Below are 25,296 nucleotides of genomic sequence, written 5' to 3' on the forward strand. Positions count from 1 at the left end.
GAATATGAAAGTTGTTTCTCTTGTACCCTCTATCACAGAGGCGTTATTTGATCTTGGCCTTACTGAACATGAAGTGATAGGCCGGACAAAATTCTGCATCCATCCTGAAAGTAAAGTAAAAAATGTACCCGTTATCGGCGGTACAAAAAACATCAATATTGATAAAATTAAAGCATTAAAGCCTGATCTTATCCTGGCAAACAAAGAGGAAAACATCAAAGAACAGGTAGAGGCATTAATGGCTGACTTTAAAGTTATGGTGACAAATGTGGAAACCATTGAAGACAATTATTATCTCCTTAAAACACTCGGAAACACTTTTAACAGAGAGGAAAGAGCACAACAGTTTAATCTCAAAATCTATGATGTTCTGGAACAGGCTAAGCTTGATTCCCCGGTAAAGGCAGCTTACCTCATCTGGAAAAACCCTTATATGACCATCGGTGCCGATACTTTTATTCACAAGATCATGATGGAAATAGGGTTTGAAAATATGTTTAAGGATACAACGCGTTATCCTGAGATTCAAATGGAAGATCTTGCTGAAGTGGAAGTCATTATGCTTTCTTCAGAACCTTTCCCCTTCAAAGAAAAGCACATTGTGGAGATGAAGACATTTTATCCCGATAAAAAAATCATGATTGTAGATGGAGAAGCGTTTTCATGGTACGGAACCCATATTGCCAAGTGTGGAGATTATTTCAAAGAATTACTGGCTGAAATTCATGCTATGCAGCGTTGATCTTTTAACCAGAAAAGAAACAAAAGTCTTTTATACTTAAATTTTTTAACTAAGTGCAATAGAAGTACACTGAAGTTTCCGAAAATCAAAAAATCATATTGACAGAAATTTGTCGGATCAAAATTCCTTTCCTCCGCAGGGGAGTCAAAAATTCAAAGAATTTTTGACGGGGTGGTTCAAAAAAAGGATATTCCTATTTTTCAGCAATTTCTTGAATCCAATTGGTGACTTAGAGAGCATCAGCCATCAATTGAATTTAAATGTAACAAAAAAGCTCCGGTTAAAACCGGAGCTGTAATTTTATATTTCGAACTGAAATTTCACTTACAAAATCTTGGAAACCTCGTTACAAAGCCATTCCAGCAATTCACGGTCCTCAGCCGTAAACGGATCCACAGTATGGGAATCAATATCAATCTGGCCAACATTCTGACCGTCTTTGAAGATCGGAACTACAATCTCAGCCTTTGTATCAATAGAACAGCTTAAATAATTGCTTTCCTGGTGAACATCGGGAACTACGAATGTCTCATTGGAAACGGCAACCTGCCCACAAATCCCTTTTCCGTAAGGAATAATGGTATGATCGGTAGGAGCTCCTACGTAAGGTCCTAATTTCAGTTCTTCCTTATCTCCGTTTTTAAAGTAAAATCCGGTCCAGTTGAAGTAAGAAATTTCCTGATCCAGCAGGTGGCATACTTTCTGAAGCTTTTCTTCTGTATTATGTTTGGGACTTTCAAGAATGGAAGAAAGTCTTTTTTTTATTTCTGACATTTTATTCTATTTTTTAGGAAAATTGTTTAAAGGAAAGTTCTTCTTTATAGCCGAACATTCCACGCTCTTTTATCATTTCTGCAACGCCTTCCGGAACCTGGTTTTCCCAGCCTTTTACACAGCATGAAATTTTTCTTAAGATCTCTCTTGAATAAATTTCCAGGAACTCCGGATTATGATTCGTGATATCTACAATACGGTTGTTGTGTTTGAAATATTTGTAAAGTTCTTTTAGGTTTTCTTCCACCTTAAGGTTTGAAGAATCCAGCAATTCATGGGTTTCAGGATCTTTGTAAGGATAAAGATATACCCTCATTCCGTTTCTGAAAAACTTACCGAATGCTTCCAGGATTCCTCCTGAAAGATCTTTGTAATATTTCTCGTCAAATACCATCAGAAGGTTATTCACGCCCATGGCAACACCGATATCTCCGCTTGTGTAGGACGCAAAATAATCGATCAGCCTGTAATATTCCGAGAAGTTTGATATAATTACGGTATAGCCCAATTTGCCCAGAATATCTACCCGGTCCATAAAATCTCTTTCATCAATATCTCCGTCTGCCCTAAGGTTTGAAATCGTGATCTCTATCAGGACTTCTGTCTGTTCATGGGTGCAGGTGGCATCTTTCTGGAACATTTCAAGGCCGTTCTTGAGCATATCAATATTCACTTTCGTTACGGGTCTGAAACTTCCTCTTACCGCGAATATATTTTTTTTGTATAAAACATCGGCAGGCAGCATATTGCTCCCCTGGGAATTGAAGATCACGGCATCTGTCATTCCATGTTTTACAAGCTGCAGCGACATCAAACGGTTGTCTACGTAATCAAAAGCGGGCCCGCTGAAATCAATCATGTCAATTTCCAGACCGTCTTTTGCAATGTCGTCGTACAGGGATTCAATTAAATTTCGTGGATTGTCGTAGTAGTGGAAAGCTCCGAAGATAAGGTTTACCCCAAGGTTTCCTAAAGTTTCCTGCTGTAAGGTAGCATCATTTTCCTTGAATTTTACGTGGATGACGATCTCATTGTAATCTTCGTTTTCTTTTGTCTGAAACCGGATTCCTACCCATCCGTGGCCTTTAAGCGTTTTGTCGAAATTAATGGTGGTTACCGTATTGGCATAAGAGAAAAATTTTCTGTTTGGATTATTATCTCTTGAAATCCTTTCTTCAATCAATGCTACTTCATAGCGGAGCATTTTACGGAGCCGGTTTTGGGTAACATACCTGTTTTTTACTTCTTTTCCGTAAATGGCATCACTAAAATCTTTGTCGTAGGCAGACATCGCCTTAGCAATTGTACCGGAAGCCCCTCCTGCTCTAAAAAAGTGACGAACAGTCTCCTGCCCTGCTCCAATTTCCGCGAAAGTACCATAAATAGTAGGATCTAGATTAATTGTTAATGCTTTTTGTTTAGGAGTTAGTTTCTGATACATTAGGACGTAAAATTTTTCGTAAATTTACCAAAATTAAACCAACCTCAAAAGAAAATGAAGTTGAAATTTTTAGGAACCGGTACTTCCCAGGGTGTGCCCGTTATAGGCTGTACATGTGAAGTATGTACTTCCGAAAATCCCAAAGACAAGCGTTTCCGCTCCTCAGTAATGATCACTACGGAGGAAAGCAGAAAAATACTTATTGACTGCGGGCCGGATTTCAGAGAGCAGATGCTTCTCAACCATGAAAGCAATGTAGATATTGCTCTTCTTACCCATGAACACAATGACCATGTGATCGGGCTTGATGATATGCGCCCTCTGATTTTTAAAAGCGGAAAGGATATGCCGCTCTATTGCTACCAAAGAGTTGGGCACGAGATTAAAAAACGTTTTCCATATGCTTTTACCGATGTAAGGTATCCCGGAGCACCTGCTTTTGATCTTCACGAAATTGAAAATAAGCCATTTCATGTTTTGGATACGGAAATTACGCCTATTGAAGTGATCCATTATAAAATTACGGTGTTCGGATATAAGTTTAAAAACCTTGCGTACATCACGGATGCCAATTTCATTCCGGATACGGAAAAGGAAAAATTACAGAACCTGGATGTGCTGATCTTAAACTGCATCCGAAAATTTGACCCGCATCCTGCGCATTTTATCCTGCCTGATGTGATTGCCCTGTTTAAGGAGCTTAAGCCTAAAAAATTATTTTTAACACACATCAGCCACCATCTGGGACTGCATGATATTGAAGATAAGGATCTTCCGGAAGGGATACATCTCGCCTATGACGGTTTGGAGATAGAATTTTAAAATTTTTCCCTGAAAAAGCTTTTGAACATTAAAAAAAGTTTCTATATTTGCACACCGATTTAACACAAGCCCAGGTGGCGGAATTGGTAGACGCGCTGGTCTCAAACACCAGTTCTTAGGAGTACCGGTTCGATCCCGGTCCTGGGTACAAAAAACCTCTGAAATCTTTTGATTTTCAGAGGTTTTTGCTTTTTAGGATGGTCGAAAGGGTGGTTATTTTATATGTAAAGATAATATTCCAACATTAATAATTAAATATTCGAATTTAAATTATCTCCTGAATTTGAGAAAACATTAATTGAGTATAATTTTATAAAGAATTTCTAGAATAATCTCAAAAAATAAATATTTATTATAAATTAATTTTATTAATTTGCATCTGTTCCAGAAGACCGCTTAAGATTTTGATTTCGCCTGCTGTATTCGGTTGGCTGTCTCAAAAGTAATTTTGGGGCTAAAAGTTAGATAGTTATTTCTCTTTACGATTTTTGACTATTACGATTTTTATATATTTTATATTTAATTTATGTCATGATTTTTCCTGAAATGATTTCATAAACAAAGAAAATACAGCGGGCTTCTGAACATTTTCAATCAATGAAACTAGACCAGACTTCAATAAATCATATAAATACAACTTTTCATAAAATGAAAAGTAAAAATGATTTTTTATCATTACTTAATTTTGTAAAAGGAAAGATTTACGGAGGAAAGATTCATGCTTTTGAATTAAAGAATTTAAACTATTATATTAATACGAAAAGTAAACAAAATAGGTACACTAAATTTACAATAAAAAAAAAGTCAGGTGAAGATAGAATAATACACTCTCCAGTACCAGGCTTAAAAGCTATACAAAAATGTATAAATGTAATTTTTCAGAGTATTTATGAGGTAAATTCTGCAGCCACTGGATTTGTAATTGGCAAATCCATAGTTGACAATGGAATTGTGCATTCAGGAAAAAATTATGTCTTTAATCTTGATTTAAAAGACTTTTTTTCAAGTATTGATCAAGCCAGAGTTTGGGGTAGATTAAAAGTTTCACCATTCAACTTAAATGAGCAGAACGGAAATTTAGAAATTGCTAACATTATAGCATCACTATGTTGCCATGAAATGGATGTTGAAAGATATGATGCAATTAACAATAGATGGTACAATGTTACAAAAAATGTTGTTCCACAAGGAGCTCCCACCTCTCCCACATTAATTAATATTATTTGTCAGAGGCTAGATTATTATTTGTCAGCAGTTGCAAAAAGATTTTCTTTAAATTATACTAGATATGCTGATGATATTACTTTCAGCTCTAACCATAATGTTTACCAAAGTGGTGGCGAGTTTATCACTGAAATAGAAAGAATTATTAGATCAGAAAAATTTGATATTAAAGATTCAAAAACAAATCTACAAAAAAGGGGCTATCGTCAAGAGGTAACTGGTTTGGTAGTGAATATTAAGCCGAATGTTCATAGTAAATATATTAAGCAGATTAGACATTGGTTATATGCTTGGGAAAAACATGGATATGAATATGCATCAAATTTTTTTATTAAGCAATATTTAAAAGATAAAATCAATCCAAAAACTAACACGCCAGATCTCTATAGTGTTTTAAGAGGAAAACTAAATTATTTAAAGATGGTCAAAGGTTTTGAAAATTCTACATATTTAAAACTAAGTAATCGATTTAACTTGCTAATAGATTTTTCAGATAAGAATGTTACACTAACCCAATCTAATCAAGTAACGGTATCTGAGGTTTTACCTGACTTAAAAAATAATAAAATTTCCAAACTACCAATCATACATACACCTAAAGAAGTTGTTAGAATACTAAATAAATTCACATTAAACAATAGTGCATTAAAGTATTCGACGCATACTTGGGATGCAGGACAGAATGAAGATGTGTTTAAAGATTTGCCTGATTTTCTTAAAAAGGCAAACAGGGAATTTAATCCTGTGAGTGAAAGCTTGAAAACTCTAAGAAAAGAATTACATGCTAAAATAATTTCCTTCCTTTTCTATGATAAAGTTGCAGAAAAAGGTTGGGGTATCCATAGAGTTAAATTTGGGTGGAGTTCGCCAGAACTTTTGGCAGAAATGCAGATTACCAATATAAAACCTGAGAATTTCACTATACCAGAAAAAGCGCAATTTTCATTAGAAACTACCCGAGGAATACAAACAATTCAAAAATTTAAACAAGTAATTGATATTTTCAAAAATGAAATAGAAATTAGGGATGAAAATTCAGTCCTTAGAGAGCTCCTTATAGAAAAACATAATACACATTTAAATGGTTTCAATATTAGGGAAATGAGAAATTTAGAGAATACAAATTTCTTTACGGATGTGGATTATTTTAGTAAGGCATTAACTTTAATTTTTGAAAACATTCAGAAAAGACCCCAGCATAAATTTGTAAGCTATATTCTCAAAGATGAAGAGGATAGTTATATATTAGAAATTATACACCATGATTCAACCGCAAAAGGAAAATCTATTAAAGATAACAAATTAAGTTTGGAAAGTGGAGATTTTGGAACAGTGAGAATGCACCTATTAAACCTTTGTGAATGGAGTGTGGAATCAGAATTTAGAGAAGGTCCAACCAGAATAAATTTTTTAGATTCCAATCAAGATACACCACCTTACGTAAAAATAGATCAAGCTGAGGGATTCAAGTATATATTTAAGTTTTACAAATAATTAAGTAATGATTGCATTAGTAGAGGATCGAATTGGAAGAATGAATCAATTTATAGATTTTGATATAAAATCTATAGAAAATCTTCAAATTATTACAGAGACAGACTTATCCGATTTAAAAACTGACTTAGATCAAGGAGTTACAGATAAACTCGATATATTTGACTGCTTGATATTTCATAGGTCAGCGTTGACAAATACCCAAAGAGAAACTATCAAAGTTTACTGTAAAAATAAAATAAAACCCTTGGTTTTCTTCTCAGGAGGTATATCTTCAAGTTTCTACAATGATTCAACATTTCCATATTTGCATATAAATTCAAGGGATTTGTATTCTAACAATTTAAAAATGTTTAGCAATCATTCAGACCAACACCACATTATAAACTTATTAGTTCTACAATATGGTTCAAAATGGAAAACAAATCAACTACTTATCATAAAAGAAGATCTAAACATAAGATATCAACTAAAAAAAATTAAAAGAATAATGGATTTGAATATTCCAAAAAATCAAATCAAAGATTTTGATTTAGATTGGCTTGATAAAGATGACTTTACTGAAATTAGTGATGATCAAATTAAACAGTTCAGAGTAACTTTGGATAAGCTAATCTACGATTCAATATGAACAAACTAATAGTCCATAGTCAAAATACTGTTTTAAATTCTGAGGAATACTTTAAAATTGACGAGCAATTTGTCTTTAATGTTGATTCTGACATTTTAGATGTAGATTTCTACATTCATGATCAAATTATTAATAAGGAATTAGGTAGGAAAATTAATCAATGTGACATAATTTTTATAAAGGTGGGTCTAACGCAGAACTTTATGGAATATTATGGTATCCGTTTAGCCTGCCATATAAGAATGACCCAAAGCTTAGGAGAAAAAAATTATATTCCTATTGTTCTTATTAGTCAAGAATCTTGTCAATTTCTTGGACTTACTGGAGACTTATCAGAGATATTATTTACTGAAGGGGTTTATTTAATGGAAGATAATCCAAAAGATTTAAATAAATATATCAAACTTTTTAATGAGAATAAGCTAAAATCATCAACAAAAATTGATGACTTTCTATCCAAAATTAGAATTAAACCTTGTATCGAATATGATTCACACCATTCAATTGCAAATGAGTGGAGCTTACTTGGATGGGCACAAATTTTACAAATAGATCAATTTGATCAAACATTTATTAGTATTAAGCAAAATACTGAAGGCTTATTATATTATAAATACCTTGCATTAAAACATCCTATTTTGTTTAAGACATCTTCTGCTAATATTAATTTTAAAGGAGGTGGAAAAATATTATATATTGATGATGAATGGAATAAAGGATGGAACATAATTTTTAAACATATATTTAAAGATAAATCATCTTATCAATTTAAAACTTTTGAATATAATTTTACTGATAAAGAATTTTCTGCTGGAGAGCCATTCATTAAATCAGAGATAGAAACTTTTGATCCTGATATAGTAATTTTGGATTTGAGACTTTTCAAGAAAGATTTTGAAAAAGATAGGACTCCAGAAAATCTCTCTGGTTTTAAAATTCTTGAATATATCAAAAAAATTAATTTAGGAATCCAAATTATAATATTTACAGCCTCAAATAAGGTTTGGAATTTTCAAAAATTACAAAGTGCTGGAGCAGATTATTTTATAATTAAAAATTCTCCAGAAAATATTATAAGCGCAGAAACAACTTTAGATTCAATAGAAAAGTTCACAGAAAATATTAAAAAAGCTTCAGAAAAATCATTTATAAAAAATATTGTAGTAATATGTAAGAAAATTTCCCAATTTCTTTACAAAACTGATACTTCTGATAACTTAGAATATGAGTTACTAGTTAAAAATCTTGTAGGTCAATTAAAAGTATGTCTATCAGCCTTGACTCTTATAAATATTGAGCGAAATGTAACAATTGACATAGCTTTTCTTAGTTTTTATAACTTTTTCGAACTGTTTAAAGAATATTATTTAAAATATGAAGATTACAAGTATAAAATTGGATTCGAAGAAATTATCATGTTAGAATATAAGCTAAAAGGAAATAAACTCAGTAAAGGCGGTACATATATAAAAGAGCACAGTTCTTTTGATGCTCAACTATCCTTTTTTTTAACCGCTCTTTTTTTTGACTATTTTAAAATAGATGAGTTGAAAACAATTTCAGCTATTACATTATGTAATGCAAGAAATGCTTACTTTCATGGAAGTAAAAAGAATTTTTCCATTGAAGAATTAGAGTTAATAACTCAAATAATTTGTGAAGCTTCCTCAAAATTAAGAGAATAGAATTTTTAAATGCTTAATATTGAAATGAAAATTTATTTTGATAGATACACCAGGAAAAAACCGAAACTAAAACCAATTAAAGCCAATAAGTATCCGAGTACAAAAATTTATATTCGAAGATATTAACGGGTTCTACAACTATTTCATCATATCTGCTTTTTCAAAAAATCATGAAATAAAAATTCGAAGCTCTTGATTGCCTAGCACTATATTGATTACTCATAACTTATAGAAAATCATGTCGTAAAGATAGCAATTACGGAAGTTCGGTAAACATCGACATTTTTCCTTATTCTTTCCCCTTCAGCTCTAACGACAAACTGGACAGGTATTAATCCGACCTGAATACTTTTAATAATTCGGTTTGCTGCATCACTTCATTTTTACTGCTGATAAGATTATAATTTGCCTGAAGCCAGTTGTTTCTCACAACGAAAAATGTATAGGCATCCATTAATCCTTCTTTGTATTTCTCCTCGGATTTTTGAAAGGATAATTTTTGATTTTCAAAATTGGCCTGCAGTAAAGTATATTTTTCTTCGGAATTTTGGAATTGTGCTTTAATGGAATTGATGCTTTGGGTCAGGTTATTAATGATGATCTCTTTATCATAATTGGAATTGATGACATTCAGTTTTGCGATCTCAATGTTATTTTTTACTTGTAATTTGTTGAAAACAGGAATGTTGAGACTGAAACCAACCTGCTGACTTTTATTTCTTTTGAACTGATCTGAAAAAGCATCAGCCGATTTACCCAAAGTTTTGCTGTAAAAACTGGACCAATTGTAAGAACCGTTCAGTGTTGGAAGATAAGCCGATTTTGCAATGCTAATATTTTTCTCTTCAGCTTTTACATCTGTTATGACGGCTTTGTAAGCAGGATTTTTCTCTAAAAGGCTTTTTACAAAATCCGGATCATTAAAGTTCAGATCGGGAAGATATTCTTCATTCATCTCAAAATCCAGGGTGTCTTTTGTAATGGCCAGTGCATTTAATAAATTTATTTTGGAAAGATCCCTGGAATTCTTTGCTGAAACCCATTGTTCCTGCAAAGTTCCAAGATTCGCCTTGATATCGTAAATATCACTTTTGGGTCTGTTTCCGATCTCCACTTCTTTTTCGGTACGTTTGATCTGATCTTCGATTCCTGAGATCTGAGTCTGCAATACATCAAGCCAGCTTTTGCTGTTCTGATAATTGAAAAACATCTGAATAACGTTCAGTTTTACATCGTTCTGCGCTTTTTTCATTTTGAAGGTCGAGCTTTCTTTATTGATTTTTGATAAAGAAATATTGAGATAATTGCGCCAGTTCATCAGTTCCCAATTGGCCTGTGCATACACCTGATCATATTGCGTGTTGAGAGATCCTCTTTGATTCGTGGTCTGATCGATCGTAGATCCGAAACTGTAATTATGATTAATTCCTGCTTCAACCGACGGGAGCAACATCCCTTTTGCGGCAGAAATCTGACGGTCATTTTTCTGAATATTGACACCGGATTGCTTTACCAAAGGATGATTGGCAGATGCATAATCCAGGCATTGCTTCAAAGTCCAGCTTTGCTGAGCGGGAAGAAAATTTATGATTAGTAAAAAAAATAGTTTTTTCATAATACGTTATCCTTGATAATTTTAGTTTTCAGGATAAGGGATTGCTTTATCCAGTTCTATCGGATTGTAATTCTTTCTGATTATCTCCTGAAGGAATTTTCTTTTCTGATCCAACTGTTCCTGGCTTGTGATCTTTTCGCCTCTGATAACAACCGTTCCACCATTTTTCAGAGCGTTTTTCATATCAGCAATCGGGTCGTTATAATAATCGAGTTTGACTTTTTGAAACTGTTTCAAAGTAACTTTTACAGGTTGTTTTCCGTAATGGGTTTCCAGGAAATTGTTGGTCGCAAAAGTCTCCGGAAGATTGATGCTTTTCGACAATGTGTAAATGTAAGTGCCTGTGTCGTCCTGCAATTCGAAGATCAGTCCGGGTAAACCCCGGAATTTGTATGGTCCTTCCTGAAAAGGAATCGCATTGCAAAACCAGGCTGTCCATTTTCTTCCGCCAAAGTCGGCGGTTGCTTTCTGCAACGAATATTCTGCGCTTTTTTTGCTCTCGTTTTGTATTTTCCAGTTTATCTCGTCTTTGGAATCAATTACAAAATAATCGAACATATTGTCATGAAAAGCTTTATTTTCATTGGTATTGGTTTTTCTCAGAATCAATTGGTCAGACTGCGTACTGTTCTGCCGGCTTTCTCCGGTTTTCTTGCTGATAGAATCGTTTCTGAGGAAATCATAATCGTAGAACCTGGTATAATCCTTATCTATGTCCAGAGCCATATTCATTTTATTATATTGATTATCCCGCTTTATACTCAGTTCATAAATATATCTGTGGGTTTGTGAAAAAGATAATCCGAATGTCAGTATTGCAATAATTAAAAGTTGTTTTTTCATTTTGATTTATTTTTTATAAATCTTCAAGGTTTTTGAAACCCTGAAGGTTAGAAAACTTGTTATTCGTATTTCAGGTATTTTACAAGGTTGATTTTTGTGGCGCGGTAAGCTTTGAAACTTACTACCGAAAAAGTAAGAATCAGTAATAAGATCATACTTAAAATGTAAGGCCAGACAGGCATTTCTATTCGGTAGGAAAAATCTTTGAGCCATTCATTCATTGCGTAATAACTTATAGGAATACTCAATAAAACAGCAAATGAACAGATTAATAAAAATCTTTTTGTCAAATCCCAGATAATGGTTTTCCCGTCTGCACCAAGTGTTTTTTTGATGGCGACATCTTTCAGTTTTTGTTCTATTAATAATGATGACAAGGCGAATAATCCCAATAATGCAATGACCAGAACTACGATATTCAGGGTTGTGAAAAGCGTCTGTTGTTTCTGAAATTTCTCGAAGGTTCTTGCAAATTGTTTGTCTACAAATTCATAATCGAAGGGATAGCCGGGTTCTGCTTTTGTGAGCCAGAACTCCTTGATTCTTTCTAATGTTCCATCGATATCGTTTCCGGAAAGTTTGATCTGGAGATTTTGCACATTATTTTTGACCCAGTTTCTGTCATAGTTGAACATTACAACCGGATCTACAGGCTTATCTACACCAGTGACATAAAAATCTTTAACAACACCCAGGATTTTATATTTCTTCTTCTCTTCCCAGCCCGGCAAAATTTCTTTCCCTAATGCCTGCTTGGCATTCCAGCCCATTTTTTTAACAAATGTTTCATTGGCAATAGCACCGGAAATTGTATCAGAAGCATATCGCAGATCCAGATCTCTCCCGGCAACAAATTTAATTTTATAAAATTTGAAAAAATTATAATCAATGCCGCCAACACCAACTGAGCTAATACTTTTTGTGGTATCAATAGCATTTTTCACAGAAGAGGAATTGATAAGCCCGTTTCCGATATTAAAAACAGAACTCGTGATATCCTGTACTCCTGCAATCTTTGACACTTCATTTTTTAGGCGGAGGTATTTTTTGGAAATATAATCGTCCTTCCAGCCGGCTTTTTTGAATTGGATTCTTATCACCTGGTCGCCTTTGAATCCCAGATCCTTATTCATCATATATCCAACCTGAGTATGAATGATCAAAGAACAAATAATGAAGAATGAAGAGATAATTAATTGTAAGGTCAGAATTGAATTTCGTAACCAAACGCCTTGTCTGCTTCTGGCAAAATTACCTTTCAGTGTATTGATAGGTTTGAAGTTGGAAAGATAAATTGCAGGAATCAATCCGGAAATCAATGAAAAAACCAGCAATAACAGACCTGTATAGATGAAAAGCTGCCCGTTATCCAGTTTGATATCCTTGCCAAGAAACTTGTTATAAGAAGGGAGAAGAAGCTCGACCATTGCAAAAGCAATAATATAAGCTACAAGACAGATCATAAAGGTCTCGATCAAAAACTGCAAGATCAGTTTCGATTTTGTGCTTCCAACCACTTTTCTTATGCCGACTTCTTTTGCTCTTTGAGATGCCTGCGCTGTTTTTAAATTAATAAGATTAATGCCTGATAATAACAGAATCAAAGCCGACAAACCCAACAAGATCATAATTGATTTTTTGTCTCCTTTATCTACACCTTCGCTTTTTGCGTCCAGTTTCATTTTGCTGATTGGTGTGAGAGAAACTTTTGACTTATTTTTTTCGTCAATCTTTTCTCCCCATTTTTTCATCGTTATTTTTTCATTTTCCCAAAGCAGATTCGACAGTTTTTTTTCAAGATCCTGAACATCGGTTCCGGGTTTCAGTTTGAAATAACCGACGTAGCTGTAATTGGTCCATTGGTCATCATACTTGTTCTTATTCAAAAAATTAGGATGTTTCATTACAAAACCAGGACGGAAAACTGTATTTGACGTTGGCAATTTATAGACTGCACTTACAACATAAGACTTGTTTTCAGAATCATCTAATTGTAATTTTCTTCCGATACAGTTGCTGTAATCATCTCCAAAAAGAACTTTTGCAGTTTCTTCTGAAATGGCAATTTTCCCGTCGCCGTTTACAGCGTTTTTTAAATCTCCTGCCACTTTTTCATAAGGAAAGAACTCAAAAAAATTATCCGTAACTTTCGCATTAGTGGTAAAAACAGATTTGCCACCGGATATTAATCTGATTTTGTAATCCTTCCACAGATTTACAATTGCAAAATTCTCTATCTCATCAAATTTTTCTTTTGATACCGCCAGTTCCGGGTAACTGGATGTAATCAATTTTCCAAAAGTAGCATTGCTGTTTTCTACCAAATAAATATTCTCCTTATTCGGAATCCAATTTTCATAGGATCTCTCGTCCTGCCAATGGATGAATATCAATAAGAAAACGCACAGACCAACACTCAATCCCAAAATATTGATGATGGTAGAAAGCCAGTTTTTCCTGTAATTGATAAATGCTATTTTGAGCCAGTTCTTTAACATAATGATGAATTATAAGTGATGATTGAAGTCTTCCGACTTTTATTCGTATTTTAAATATTTCACAAGATTCACTTTTGTGGCTTGGTAGGCTTTAACACTTACAACCGCAAAAGTCAGTAAGAGCAGAGCCACAAGGCTCAAAACGAACGGTAAAACAGGCATATCAATCCGGTAAGCGAAATCTTTCAGCCATTCATTCATCAGATAATAACTGATCGGAATACTAATTAAAACAGCGATTAACGTGATCCAAAGGAATTGTTTAGTCAATCCGAAAATCAAAGTTCCGTCTGATGCGCCTAAACTTTTTCTGATTGCAACGTCTTTCAGTTTCTGCTCGATCATTAATGATGACAAAGCGAATAATCCTAATAATGCGACCATCAAAACCATTGCATTCAGAATGGTGAAAAGCGTCTGCTGTTTGTGGTAAGTTTCAAAGGTTTTTGCAAACTGTTTGTCAATGAAATAATAATCGAAAGGATAACCTCGTTCCACATTATTCTGCCAATAAGCTTTGATTCTTTTCACAGTTCCGTCGATGTCATCCGGTTTTATTTTTAACTGAATATTATAGACCTGGAATCTCTTCCAATCTGTTTCCCGGTAATGGAAAAAGACAATGGGTTCCACTTCGGATTTTAAACTTTTAACATTAAAATCTTTTACAACCCCAACGATATGGTAAGGTTTATTGTCAAAACCGGGACGGAATTCAATCTTTAAAGCCTCATCATCACTCCACCCGAATTTTCTTACAAAAGCCTCATTGACCAGAAGATTATTAATCGTATCTGATGCAAGATCGGGATTCAGCCAGCGGCCTTTTTTCAATTTAACATCCATAAACTGAAGGTAATTATAGTCAATAGAACCTAGCTGGGCGAGTATGCTTTTATCCATATAATCCATAGTTGCATTGCTGTATCTAAAGGTTCCGGGAGCGGCTTCGCCAAAAGAAACATCGGCAACACCATTTATTTTCCTTATTTCATTTTTCAACCGCTCGTATTTCAGCCAGGGTTTCGGATCATTTTCACTGAAGTTGATCAGCATAATCTGTTTGCCATTGTAACCAAGGTCTTTGTTCATCATATACTTCACCTGTTGATTCACGATCAATCCGCCTATGATGAAGAATGAGGAGATGATGATCTGTAAGGTCAGGATTCCGTTTCTGAGCCAAACGCCGTGTCTGCTTCTGGCGAAATTCCCCTTCAAAGTTTCTATCGCTTTGAAATTTGAGAGGTACATTGCCGGGATTAATCCTGAAATCAATGTAACAAGCAATACCATTACAAAAGAGTAAAAGAAAATATGCCAGTCGTTCATCTTCATTTCTTTGTCATAGAACTTGTTGAAGCTTGGCAGAAGCAGCTCTGTCAAAGCCAGAGAAAGCAGGTAAGACGTAATACAGATGATAAAAGTTTCCATTAAAAACTGCAGAATAAGATTCGCTTTTGTACTGCCAATCGCTTTTCTCACACCAATTTCCTTTGCACGCTGGGAAGCCTGCGCCGTTTTCAGATTGATAAAATTGATGGCTGATAAAATAACAATCAATACAGAAAGCGTAAACAGAATCATCAGAGTTTTAAAATCTCCTGCTCCAAACCAATAAGCTTTTGCGTGAAGTTTCATTTCATCCAATGGAGTCAGAAGACTATCTGAAGGACCATATAATTCCAAATATTTTTCCGGAGTTATTCCAAGTTCTCCGGAACTGACTTTAGCCCTGTATTTATAAACTTCTGTAACTATTTTTTCCTGAACAGCCTTGACATCTGCATTTTTGCTCAACATAAGCATGGATCCGTAATTGAAAGTTGACCATCCTTCCTTATCATTTTTCATCTGTTCGAAAGGCAGAACGACAAACTCCGGTTTTGTAACGCTGTTTTCTTCCGGCAATTCATAAACTGCCGTTACTACGTAATTTTTGTTATCAAATTTGATACTTTCTCCTGCAACATTTGTTTTACCAAAAAGGTTTTTGGCGGTAGTTGTGGAAATGGCTATTGAAGCTTCACCTTTAAGCGCATTTTTGTAACTTCCTGAAATCAATTTAAACGGGAAGAAATTGAAAAAGTTTTCAGAAACCAACATTCCATCTTTCTGATAGGCTGTTTTATTTCTCGTGCTCATCTTATAACCTACTCCGGCTGCGTGAAACAACACATAATCCTTAACTTCAGGAATGACTTTTACAGCACGGTCCACCATAGGAATAGAAATTCCGGTTCCGTAATTATTATCCTTTTTGTAATAGCTTTGTAATCCATAGATCTGGTCTTTCTTCGGATTCCATTTTTCGAATGATTCTTCGTCATTCCAGTGCATCAGGATGAGCATAAATCCTGTCAGGCCGATCGTCAGTCCAAACAAATTGATGATGGTAGAAAGCCAGTTTTTCCTGTAATTGACAAAAGCTATTTTGAGCCAGTTCTTAAACATAATTTCAAATGATAAGTGATGAATGATAAGTGATAAATGATGTCAGTTTATCTTTAAAACTTCAGGTATTTACTCGTATTTCAGGTATTTTACAAGATTTACTTTGGTTGCTTTATAAGCTTTGAAGCTTACCACTGAAAAGGTCAACAGAAGCAAAACGACAAGGCTCAGAACAAATGGTAAAACAGGCATATCAATTCTGTAAGCGAAATCCTTCAGCCATTCGTTCATCAGGTAATAACTGATCGGAATACTGATAATAACAGCGATCAATGTGATCCAAAGGAATTGTTTCGTCAGTCCGAAAATCAAAGTTTTATCTGATGCGCCAAGTGTTTTTCTGATGGCAACATCTTTCAGTTTTTGTTCGATCATTAATGATGACAAAGCGAATAATCCTAACAAAGCAACCATCAAAACCATTGCGTTCAGAATTGTAAATAATGTTTGCTGTTTCTGATATTTCTCGAATGTTTTAGCAAATTTCTGATCGAGAAAATAGTAATCGAAAGGATAACCTTGTTCCACATTATTCTGCCAGTAAGCTTTAAGCCTTTTCACAGTTCCGTCAATATCATTAGGATCTATTTTCAATTGGATATTATAAACATCGAATCGTTTCCAATCGGTTTCTCTGTAATGGAAAAAGATGATTGGTTCTATTTCTGTTTTCAGTCCTCTGATATTAAAATCATTTACAACTCCCACAATGTGATAAGGTTTATTGTCAAATCCCGGACGAACTTCATTCTTCAAAGCTTCATCATCTTTCCATCCGAATTTTCTCACAAAAGCTTCGTTTACTAAAACATTATTAATGGTGTCTGATGCAAGATTCGGGTCAAGCCAACGTCCTTTTTTCAGCTTTACATTAATGAATTTCAGGTAATTAAAATCCATAGAACCGTGTTGTCCCTCGATACTTTTATCCCTAAAATCCATATTGGAGCTGCTGGATCTGCCATTTCCGGGAACTGCTTCTCCATAAGAAATATCGGTCACGCCCTGGATTTTTCTCATTTCGTTTTTAAGTCGCTCATATTTTAGCCAGGGTTTAGGATTTTCTTCGCTGAAGTTGATCATCATAATCTGTTTTCCGCTATATCCAAGATCCTTATTCATCATATATTTCACCTGCTGATTCACGATCAATCCGCCAATAATGAAGAATGAAGAGATGATTAATTGTAAAGTCAGAATCCCGTTTCTGAGCCAGATTCCGTTTTTACTTCTTGCAAAATTCCCTTTCAGAGTTTCAATTGCTTTGAAATTGGAGAGATACATTGCAGGAATTAATCCTGAAATAACCGTTACCGCAATGACCATTGCAAATGAGTAAAAGAAAATATGCCAGTCGGTCATTTTCATTTCTTTGTCATAGAACTTATTGAAGCTTGGTAAAAGCAGTTCTGTCAAGGCTAAGGAAAGCAAGTAAGAAGCAAAACAAATGATAAAAGTTTCCAGCAAAAACTGTAGAATAAGATTGGTTTTTGTACTGCCAATCGCTTTTCTTACACCAATTTCTTTTGCACGTTGAGAAGCTTGCGCTGTTTTCAGATTGATAAAATTGATCGCTGATAAAATCACAATCAATACAGAAAGCGTGAACAAAATCATCAAAGTTTTAAAATCCGGCGGACCAAACCAGGAAGCTTTGGCGTGAAGTTTTATTTCATCCAAAGGTGTTAAAACACTATCGTTTGGTCCATAAAGATCCATATATTGCTGAATGGTAACTCCTGCTTCTGCTACATCCAGACTTGCACGGTATTCAAAAATATCTTTTATGAATTTCTGTCTTATCTGATCTAGATTTACATCTTTTTTAAGCATAAAAAAACACCCATAGCTGAAGTTTCCCCATTGGTTTTCATCACTTTTCATTGGTTCTACTGGCTTTAGAAGAAACTCTGGTTTTATCTGGCTGTTTTCTTTTGGTAATTCATAAACTGCAGTTACAATGAAATTTTTATTATTGAATTTTAAACTTTCGCCAGCAACATTGGTTTTACCAAAAAGATTTTTGGCAGCAGTTGTTGAAAGTGCAATAACACCACCATCTTTCAAAGCATTTTTATAATTCCCATCAACCAGTTTGAATGGGAAAAATTCAAAAAAATTATCAGAAACATTCATTCCCCCTTCTTGATAGAATGTTTTATTTTTAGTGGTGATCTTAAAACCCATTCCAGAACTTTTGAACAAGACATAATCCTCAACACCTGGAATAACTTCTTTGGCACGATTTGCCATTGGAATTGAGATGTTGTTTCCGTAGGAATTTTCTTTTTTATTGTAAGTCTGGAAATAGTAAATCTGGTCTTTCTTCGGATTCCATCTTTCGAAGGATTCTTCGTCATTCCAATGCATCAGAATGAGCATAAATCCGGTCAAACCGATGGTCAATCCAAACAAATTAATGATCGTGGAAAGCCAGTTTTTTTTATAATTGATGAAGGCGATTCTGAGCCAGTTGTTGAGCATAATTTTTATTTTTTGTCGGAGGTCGGGAGTACGTCCGAGGTTTAAAGTGCAACGCTAAAATTTTCTTTTGGTAAACCTCACAGGTTTTAGAGACCTATGAGGTTTGGATATGGAGAATGAATGTTTCCTAATTTAATCAGAAATCGCAACCTAAAGAATTATAGCACAAAGCTGTAATCTTCCGATCTCCGACTTCCATCTTCCGGTATTTTTATTCAAAATTCTTAGCATCAGCTTTTTCAAAGACATCTTTTCTTTGGGAAGAATGCTCTTCTGAGAATATTTCGCCGTCTTTCATATTCACAATTTTTGAAGCGTAACCGGCGTCATAAGATGAGTGTGTCACCATTGCGATTGTAGATCCTTCTCTGTGGAGTTCTGCCAAAAGGTTCATCACTTCATTTCCGTTGGAGCTGTCCAGGTTTCCTGTTGGTTCATCAGCAAGAATTAATTTTGGTTTTGTCACCAAGGCTCTTGCTACGGCTGCTCTTTGCTGCTGACCGCCTGAAAGCTGTTGTGGATAATGTTTTGCTCTGTGAGAAATGTTGATTTTTTCCATAATTTCTTCAACTCGTTTTTTTCTTTCTGAGGAAGAAACGCCGTTATAAATCAAAGGAAGTTCTATATTTTCAAAAACCGTCAGCTCATCAATCAGATTAAAATTCTGAAAAATGAAACCTATATTCTTTTTTCTGATGTCAGATTTTTTTCTCTCACTCAAATTAATCGTTTCAGTTTCACCGAATTTATATGAACCTGAAGAAGCACTGTCCAGCAATCCCAGAATATTAAGAAAAGTAGATTTCCCACAGCCCGAAGGTCCCATTATGGCTACAAATTCGCCTTCCTTTATACTCAGGCTTACATTGTTTAGTGCGTTGGTTTGTACGTCTTCAGTTTTATAGACTTTTGAAAGGTTCTGAATGTTTATCATTGTTTTAATTTTTTAAAGTGTTTTTGTTCTGATTTCCCCTGCTTGATTAATGTAATATTTTGATTTTAAATCTTTGGTCAAAGTGATATTTTTCCATCCTACACCTTTTATTCCTTGCAGAAAAATTTCGTTCCCGATTTTGGAATATTGCACCAAAAAGTTGGATTCCTCTTTTTCCTCCGGATTTTTTTCAAGGTTTACCATTGTGTTTTCATTAAGGACAACTTTCCGGTAAGAATCAAAGCTTAAATAAGAATAATTGCAGCCTTTGGAACATTCAAAAATAATGTGATTATTTCTGAAAGAAATTACCCATTCCAATTCTGTCGGCTTCTGAGAATATGCCATTGCAGATAGTAAGCACATCAGGAATATTAATATTATTTTCATATGTAGTTCTAATTTTTTTTAAGGTCATATGCAATCGCCAGATCGTCATCAATTTTTCAACAATATTTGTAAATAGCGATTTCATAATGATTTATTTTTGAATATCTAAGATTTCATATTTCTTAAGCTCAGAATAATCTGATGTGATGACAGTTTCGCCTTGTTTTAATCCGGAAACTACTTCGTAATACATTTGGTTTTCTCGTCCAAGGTTGATGTTTCTTTTCTCGGCCTTGTTATTTTTAAGGACAAAAATCCATTTTCCGTTGGTGTCTTTATAGAAATTTCCCTTAGGGATCATAACACTTTGTGTGTCAGCAGAGAGTTTCAGCTTCACTCCGAATGTCATCCCGATTTTCAGGTTTTCCGGTTTAACATCAACGAAATTAAGTTCTACAGAAAACTGCCCGTCTTTTACTTCAGGAAGAATTTTTGTGATGATGACTTCAAATTGTTTTGTATTGCTTTCCAGACTTCCTTTGATTCCGTTTTGAAGTTTATTGATGTAATATTCATCTACTTTCGCAATTAGCTTGTAACCGCCCATCAGATCTACTTTTCCGATGCTTTCACCGGACGTTAAATTTTGTCCAAGAGAAATATTGAAAGACGATAACCTTCCGGAAACCGGCGACATAATAAGGAAGTTATTTTTATTTGATTTAAGAATATTCAGGCTTTTTTCCATTTGGCTGATGGAAGTATTGATCGCAGAAAACTGAGAGTTTCTGGATATCTTTTCACTTGAAGCACCTCTTTCTACAATCACTTTTCTTTGTTTCTGATAATTCAGATTTTGTAAAGCTATATCATAATCCGTTTTTTTTCCGATTTCCGCCTCATAAAGTCTTTTCTGAAGATTAAAAGACTGTAAAGCCGTGTTGTAATCATTTTGAGACTGAAGTAATTCCTTATCCTGGGTAAATTCCTGATTCTTCAATTCCAGAAGCGAACTTCTCATCTGGCTGATCTGCTGCATAATTCCCGTTTCCTGATTAAGATAATTGAATTCCGTATTCGGGTTGTAAACTCTTGCGATTGGTTGACCTTTCGTTACCATTTGTCCGTCTTCCGCAAAAATTTCTTTCACTGCTCCACCTTCCAAAACATTGATTAATGAAGAATTAAGAGATTGTGTTTGCGCCGTTACCATCAACATATCTTCGAATTTTCCGTTCGTCACTTCATCCACCTGAATATCTTCTAATTTTATATTATATGTTTTTTTCTGATTGAGAAAATACCATCCAAAAACTGAAACTGCCAAAGCAGAAACGATGATGACCGATATTAATTTTAATTTAGAATTCTTTTTTACTATTTTCGTATCCATATTTAAGATAACTTATTTACTTACAGATTATTACACAACACACGTGCCGGAAATTTATAACTTTATAACTCTCTGAAAATGTGATTAAATATAATTTTATTAAATTTAAAACTGTTCATTATCGGACACTATTTGTACGGAAACGGACAATTTATAGTTGATGAAGATTAAAAACTATGGCGAAAAAAATAAAAAACACAGAATCCCTTGATAATCAAATAGTATTTCCCAACGAAAAACTGTTTACTGATTTATCACAACTAATAGAGCAAGGCCAGCATCAAGTGGCAATGCAGGCGAACAGCGCGCTTACCATTTTGTTTTGGCAGGTTGGCAAACGTATCAATGATGACATACTGCAAAATCAACGGGCAGAATATGGAAAACAAATTGTGCCGACAGTGTCAGCACAATTGGAAACATTATATGGTCGGAATTTTACAGAAAAAAATGTGCGAAGAATGATGCAGTTTGCAGAATTGTTTTCCGAAATGCAAATTGTCGTTACACTGTCACGACAATTAACCTGGTCGCATTTTTTAGTTTTAATTCCTTTAAAATCAGAAGAAGCAAAACAGTTTTATGCTCAATTAGCCATTAATGAAACACTTGGCGTACGAGAACTCCGAAAACAAATCGCCAATAAAGCCTTCGAAAGAACCGAAATTGCCAATATTCAAGTAACACAAAACGAAAATTTTCCCATCAACACATTCAAAGATCCTTATCTTTTAGACTTTCTCGGATTACATAATGGCTATTTAGAAAAAGACATAGAAACAGCTATTCTTGGTGAACTGGAAAAATTTATTTTAGAATTAGGAAAAGGGTTTGCTTTTGTGGAACGCCAAAAGCGGATGATCATAGACGGAGAAGATTTTTACCTTGATTTATTATTTTACCATCGTTCATTAAAAAGGTTGGTTGCCATAGAACTAAAACTGGGAAAATTTCAGGCTAAATATAAAGGTCAAATGGAATTATACCTGAAATGGCTCAATAAAAATGAGCGTCAGGAAGGTGAAGAAACTCCAATCGGATTGATACTTTGTGCCGAAAGCAGCAAAGAACAGGTGGAACTCTTGGAAATGCACAAAGACGGAATTATGGTCGCCGAATATTGGACAGAATTGCCATCCAAAAAAGAGTTGGAAAGAAAGTTACATACCGCTCTAATCGAAGCAAAAGAACGTTTTGAACGTAAAAAACTGCTTTAATTTTTATAACTCAAAAAATGCGAAAAAAAGAAGCTCATATTTTAATTGTTGATGATGACGAAGATATTTTATTTTCGGCAAGAGTCTGGCTCAAGAAATTTTTCACGGAGGTCAGCTGTCTCAGCCAGCCCAATAATATTTTGAAATTTTTAGCAAAACACCAGGTTGACACTGTCCTTCTGGACATGAATTTCCGGAAAGGCTTTGAAAACGGGCAGGACGGTTTATACTGGATGCAGGAAATCAGATTACTGGAACCTCAGCTTCCGATCATTCTGATGACGGCTTATGGTGAAGTGGAACTGGCTGTTGAAGCTCTGAAAAACGGTGCTTCAGATTTTATTCTGAAACCCTGGAATAATGAGAAGTTATACGCTTCCGTGAATCTTGCAGTAGATATTTCCAGAAAAAATAAAAAACTGAATCAGTGGGAAAATGTCAGCATAAAAACCAATCAATATCAGTTAGAAACGCAATCTTTTGCAATGCAGGAAGTGATGGGTCAAATCACGAAGGTCGCGCCAACAGATGCTAACATTTTACTTCTAGGAGAAAATGGAACGGGAAAGTATGTTTTGGCAGAACACATCCACGAATTATCCGAAAGGAAAAACCAGCCTTTTGTCCACATCGATCTGGGAAGTCTTTCTGAAAATCTTTTTGAAGCCGAATTATTCGGTTACAAAAAAGGAGCCTTTACAGATGCCGGCCAGGATTATTCAGGAAAGATTGAAAATGCCCAGAACGGAACTGTTTTTCTTGATGAAATCGGGAATCTTCCGCTTCATCTTCAAACCAAATTATTAAGCCTGATTCAGAACAGGAAATTATCGAGGATCGGAGAAAGCAAGGAAAGATCTTTGGATGTGCGGTTTATTTTTGCGACCAATGAAAATCTCAAAAAAGCGGTTGCCGACAATCGTTTCCGGAAAGACCTTTATTACAGGATCAACACCGTAGAGCTGCAAATCCCGAGCCTGAGAGACCGGGTGGAAGATATTCCTGATCTTGCTAATTATTTCCTGGAAAAATACAGGCAGAAATACCATAAAAATGATCTTGCTCTGAATGAATCGCTGATCAGTGAACTCACCATCTATTCCTGGCCAGGAAATATCCGCGAGCTGGACCATTGCATGGAGAGAAGTGTGATCCTTTCCAACGAGAAAAATTTGAAATTATTAATGCCTCAAGACGAAGAATCTGACAAACCGATTATCAATCTCAATATAGAGGAAATGGAAGAAATTCTCATTAAAAAAGCTTTAAAAAAGCACAGAGGAAATATTTCTCTCGCTTCAGAGGATCTGGGATTATCAAGAGCGGCATTGTATAGAAGAATGGAAAAATTTGACCTGTAAAATGAAAAAACAACGATTTATCTGGCTATTATTCATTCTGCTGGCGATCATCAGCGGGATTTTTGCCTTTGATTTTTATTCTCAGAATAAGTGGATCAATTTCGGTTTATTTACGGTCGTATGTATCGCCTGCATCGTTTTCGCACAGATGTCAGCATTATCTTTTGTTCAAAGAAGTGAAAAAATATTGCTGGCCATTCAGAAAAAAGATTTCTCTCTTTTTCCGGAAACCGAACAGAACAATCTGGTTGAAAATGCAGTAAAACTGTATTATCAGAGCAAAGAAGAGCATTTATCGCTATCTTCCTACAAACTTCTGTACGAAGAAATTCTGAATCAGTTAGAAATAGGATTAATGATTCTCTCCGAAAAAAACAATGACTGGGAAGTGTTTTATGTGAATCCTGTTTTTCTGGAAATCCTGCAAATACCAAAATATAATTCCTGGAATTTGTACGAATCCAAAACACCTGATTTTTTCAGGATCATTGAGCAGACCAATTACCAGAACTCACAGGAATTTTTTGATATTTCGATCGATGAAAATGTAAAGCAGTCGTTTTCTTTAAGAACTAAAAAGGTACAGAATATCAAAAACCGTTTTTGCATCATCAGTCTTGAATCTGTTCAGAAGATCATTGAGCAGAAAGAAAAACTGGCTTGGAACAACCTGATGAAAGTAATTTCTCACGAGCTTCTGAATACTTTAACGCCTGTGAACAGCCTGATCCAGAACATGGAATACATTATCAATCAGGATGTTGTTGAAAAAGAAGATCAGCAGGAAATGAAAGAAAGCCTGATGATCATCAATTCGAAATCAAAACAGTTACTGAATTTTGTTGACGATTACCGGCAGGTTGCTGAACTGCCAAAACCGGTATTCAAAACAATATCTCTGACCGATATTGCCAAATCTGCTCTCCATTTCTTAAAACCTGAATTTAAAAAAAATAAGATCGTTCTCATTAATTCACTGGAAGATCAAACGTTTTTTGCAGACCAGAAAATGATAGAACGATGTCTGATCAATCTTTATCTGAATGCAATCCATGCTGTTGCAGATAACCAGGAAAAGATCATCAGAACAGAGATCAAAACGATCAACAAACGTATTGTTCTAAGCGTGGAAGATAATGGAACCGGAATCTCGAATGAAATTAAGGATAAGATCTTTCTCCCGTTTTTTACGACAAGAACCAATGGTTCCGGAATTGGACTTACGCTCAGCAAAAGCATCATTGAAGCGCATAAAGGGTATCTGAATTATAAATCTTTGGAAAAAGGAAGCCGTTTTGAGATTTGGTTTATGGAATAACTCCACCTGAACTTTATATAAAAAAAGATAAAACCG

Annotated in this window: 18 protein-coding genes and 1 tRNA gene; 9 read left to right on the top strand and 10 right to left on the bottom strand. The window is 34.7% G+C overall.

The window, feature by feature from the left end:
* The first annotated feature begins 4 nt into the window (after positions 1–4).
* Positions 5–742, top strand: a complete 738-nt coding sequence (locus IX38_RS09230; protein ID WP_034704063.1) for an ABC transporter substrate-binding protein — start codon at positions 5–7, stop codon at positions 740–742.
* 324 nt (positions 743–1,066) lie between these two features.
* Here IX38_RS09230 and IX38_RS09235 read toward each other — a convergent pair whose 3' ends face one another.
* Together IX38_RS09235 and IX38_RS09240 are read right to left on the bottom strand one after the other, a co-directional pair.
* Positions 1,067–1,516, bottom strand: coding sequence for a GAF domain-containing protein (locus IX38_RS09235; RefSeq protein WP_034704064.1), 450 nt, complete (start codon positions 1,514–1,516; stop codon positions 1,067–1,069).
* Between the two features lie 13 nt (positions 1,517–1,529).
* The gene (locus IX38_RS09240; protein WP_034704065.1) at positions 1,530–2,957 is read right to left on the bottom strand and encodes a nicotinate-nucleotide adenylyltransferase; all 1,428 of its coding nucleotides are present in this window, start codon (positions 2,955–2,957) and stop codon (positions 1,530–1,532) included.
* Between the two features lie 54 nt (positions 2,958–3,011).
* Between IX38_RS09240 and IX38_RS09245 the strand changes: the two genes are divergently transcribed.
* The 5 genes from IX38_RS09245 to IX38_RS09265 all read left to right on the top strand — a co-directional run bounded on the left by IX38_RS09245 (position 3,012) and on the right by IX38_RS09265 (position 8,813).
* Entirely contained in the window at positions 3,012–3,779 is a 768-nt protein-coding gene (locus IX38_RS09245; RefSeq protein ID WP_034704067.1) for an MBL fold metallo-hydrolase, read from the top strand.
* Between the two features lie 68 nt (positions 3,780–3,847).
* Positions 3,848–3,927, top strand: a tRNA-Leu gene (locus IX38_RS09250).
* A gap of 500 nt (positions 3,928–4,427) precedes the next feature.
* Positions 4,428–6,497: a reverse transcriptase domain-containing protein gene (locus tag IX38_RS21910; protein WP_165570721.1), complete on the top strand. Its 2,070-nt coding sequence runs from the start codon at positions 4,428–4,430 to the stop codon at positions 6,495–6,497.
* Positions 6,498–6,504: 7 nt separating this feature from the next.
* Positions 6,505–7,128, top strand: coding sequence for a hypothetical protein (locus IX38_RS09260; RefSeq protein ID WP_034704069.1), 624 nt, complete (start codon positions 6,505–6,507; stop codon positions 7,126–7,128).
* Positions 7,125–8,813 carry a response regulator gene (locus IX38_RS09265; protein ID WP_034704070.1) on the top strand — a complete coding sequence of 563 codons (1,689 nt, stop codon included), beginning with the start codon at positions 7,125–7,127 and terminating at the stop codon, positions 8,811–8,813. The genes IX38_RS09260 and IX38_RS09265 overlap by 4 nt, the downstream gene beginning before the upstream one ends.
* Positions 8,814–9,144: 331 nt before the next feature.
* Here IX38_RS09265 and IX38_RS09270 read toward each other — a convergent pair whose 3' ends face one another.
* The 8 genes from IX38_RS09270 to IX38_RS09305 all read right to left on the bottom strand — a co-directional run bounded on the left by IX38_RS09270 (position 9,145) and on the right by IX38_RS09305 (position 21,364).
* The gene (locus tag IX38_RS09270; protein ID WP_034704072.1) at positions 9,145–10,428 is read right to left on the bottom strand and encodes a TolC family protein; all 1,284 of its coding nucleotides are present in this window, start codon (positions 10,426–10,428) and stop codon (positions 9,145–9,147) included.
* Positions 10,429–10,449: 21 nt separating this feature from the next.
* On the bottom strand, positions 10,450–11,271 hold the full coding sequence (locus IX38_RS09275) for a GLPGLI family protein (RefSeq protein WP_034704075.1): 822 nt from the start codon (positions 11,269–11,271) through the stop codon (positions 10,450–10,452).
* Between the two features lie 59 nt (positions 11,272–11,330).
* Positions 11,331–13,769, bottom strand: a complete 2,439-nt coding sequence (locus tag IX38_RS09280; protein WP_034704077.1) for an ABC transporter permease — start codon at positions 13,767–13,769, stop codon at positions 11,331–11,333.
* Positions 13,770–13,808: 39 nt separating this feature from the next.
* Entirely contained in the window at positions 13,809–16,223 is a 2,415-nt protein-coding gene (locus IX38_RS09285) for an ABC transporter permease (protein ID WP_034704079.1), read from the bottom strand.
* A 69-nt stretch (positions 16,224–16,292) separates the two neighbouring features.
* A complete protein-coding gene (locus IX38_RS09290; protein WP_034704081.1) occupies positions 16,293–18,707 on the bottom strand; it encodes an ABC transporter permease in 2,415 nt (804 codons plus the stop codon).
* Between the two features lie 211 nt (positions 18,708–18,918).
* Positions 18,919–19,641, bottom strand: coding sequence for an ABC transporter ATP-binding protein (locus IX38_RS09295; RefSeq protein ID WP_034704083.1), 723 nt, complete (start codon positions 19,639–19,641; stop codon positions 18,919–18,921).
* A 12-nt stretch (positions 19,642–19,653) separates the two neighbouring features.
* Positions 19,654–20,031 (bottom strand): hypothetical protein, encoded by a 378-nt coding sequence (locus IX38_RS09300; protein ID WP_131368655.1) that lies wholly within the window; start codon positions 20,029–20,031, stop codon positions 19,654–19,656.
* 91 nt (positions 20,032–20,122) lie between these two features.
* Positions 20,123–21,364, bottom strand: coding sequence for an efflux RND transporter periplasmic adaptor subunit (locus tag IX38_RS09305; protein ID WP_034704087.1), 1,242 nt, complete (start codon positions 21,362–21,364; stop codon positions 20,123–20,125).
* 176 nt (positions 21,365–21,540) lie between these two features.
* On the opposite strand from IX38_RS09305, the gene IX38_RS09310 reads away from it, so the two are divergent.
* From IX38_RS09310 to IX38_RS09320, 3 genes are read left to right on the top strand one after another with little or no spacing between them, the layout of a single operon-like run.
* Positions 21,541–22,581, top strand: coding sequence for a PDDEXK nuclease domain-containing protein (locus IX38_RS09310; RefSeq protein WP_051884594.1), 1,041 nt, complete (start codon positions 21,541–21,543; stop codon positions 22,579–22,581).
* Between the two features lie 17 nt (positions 22,582–22,598).
* Positions 22,599–23,942 (top strand): sigma-54-dependent transcriptional regulator, encoded by a 1,344-nt coding sequence (locus IX38_RS09315; RefSeq protein WP_034704090.1) that lies wholly within the window; start codon positions 22,599–22,601, stop codon positions 23,940–23,942.
* 1 nt (position 23,943) lies between these two features.
* Positions 23,944–25,260 carry a sensor histidine kinase gene (locus IX38_RS09320; RefSeq protein WP_034704093.1) on the top strand — a complete coding sequence of 439 codons (1,317 nt, stop codon included), beginning with the start codon at positions 23,944–23,946 and terminating at the stop codon, positions 25,258–25,260.
* Positions 25,261–25,296: the final 36 nt, after the last annotated feature.

The organism is Chryseobacterium luteum (assembly GCF_000737785.1).
Lineage (GTDB): Bacteria > Bacteroidota > Bacteroidia > Flavobacteriales > Weeksellaceae > Chryseobacterium > Chryseobacterium luteum.

Coding starts and splice junctions, on each gene's coding strand:
- IX38_RS09230 (WP_034704063.1), top strand. CDS start 5: ATGAAAGTTGTTTCTCTTGTACCCTCTATCACAGAGGCGTTATTTGAT.
- IX38_RS09235 (WP_034704064.1), bottom strand. CDS start 1,516: ATGTCAGAAATAAAAAAAAGACTTTCTTCCATTCTTGAAAGTCCCAAA.
- IX38_RS09240 (WP_034704065.1), bottom strand. CDS start 2,957: ATGTATCAGAAACTAACTCCTAAACAAAAAGCATTAACAATTAATCTA.
- IX38_RS09245 (WP_034704067.1), top strand. CDS start 3,012: ATGAAGTTGAAATTTTTAGGAACCGGTACTTCCCAGGGTGTGCCCGTT.
- IX38_RS21910 (WP_165570721.1), top strand. CDS start 4,428: ATGAAAAGTAAAAATGATTTTTTATCATTACTTAATTTTGTAAAAGGA.
- IX38_RS09260 (WP_034704069.1), top strand. CDS start 6,505: ATGATTGCATTAGTAGAGGATCGAATTGGAAGAATGAATCAATTTATA.
- IX38_RS09265 (WP_034704070.1), top strand. CDS start 7,125: ATGAACAAACTAATAGTCCATAGTCAAAATACTGTTTTAAATTCTGAG.
- IX38_RS09270 (WP_034704072.1), bottom strand. CDS start 10,428: ATGAAAAAACTATTTTTTTTACTAATCATAAATTTTCTTCCCGCTCAG.
- IX38_RS09275 (WP_034704075.1), bottom strand. CDS start 11,271: ATGAAAAAACAACTTTTAATTATTGCAATACTGACATTCGGATTATCT.
- IX38_RS09280 (WP_034704077.1), bottom strand. CDS start 13,769: ATGTTAAAGAACTGGCTCAAAATAGCATTTATCAATTACAGGAAAAAC.
- IX38_RS09285 (WP_034704079.1), bottom strand. CDS start 16,223: ATGTTTAAGAACTGGCTCAAAATAGCTTTTGTCAATTACAGGAAAAAC.
- IX38_RS09290 (WP_034704081.1), bottom strand. CDS start 18,707: ATGCTCAACAACTGGCTCAGAATCGCCTTCATCAATTATAAAAAAAAC.
- IX38_RS09295 (WP_034704083.1), bottom strand. CDS start 19,641: ATGATAAACATTCAGAACCTTTCAAAAGTCTATAAAACTGAAGACGTA.
- IX38_RS09300 (WP_131368655.1), bottom strand. CDS start 20,031: ATGAAAATAATATTAATATTCCTGATGTGCTTACTATCTGCAATGGCA.
- IX38_RS09305 (WP_034704087.1), bottom strand. CDS start 21,364: ATGGATACGAAAATAGTAAAAAAGAATTCTAAATTAAAATTAATATCG.
- IX38_RS09310 (WP_051884594.1), top strand. CDS start 21,541: ATGGCGAAAAAAATAAAAAACACAGAATCCCTTGATAATCAAATAGTA.
- IX38_RS09315 (WP_034704090.1), top strand. CDS start 22,599: ATGCGAAAAAAAGAAGCTCATATTTTAATTGTTGATGATGACGAAGAT.
- IX38_RS09320 (WP_034704093.1), top strand. CDS start 23,944: ATGAAAAAACAACGATTTATCTGGCTATTATTCATTCTGCTGGCGATC.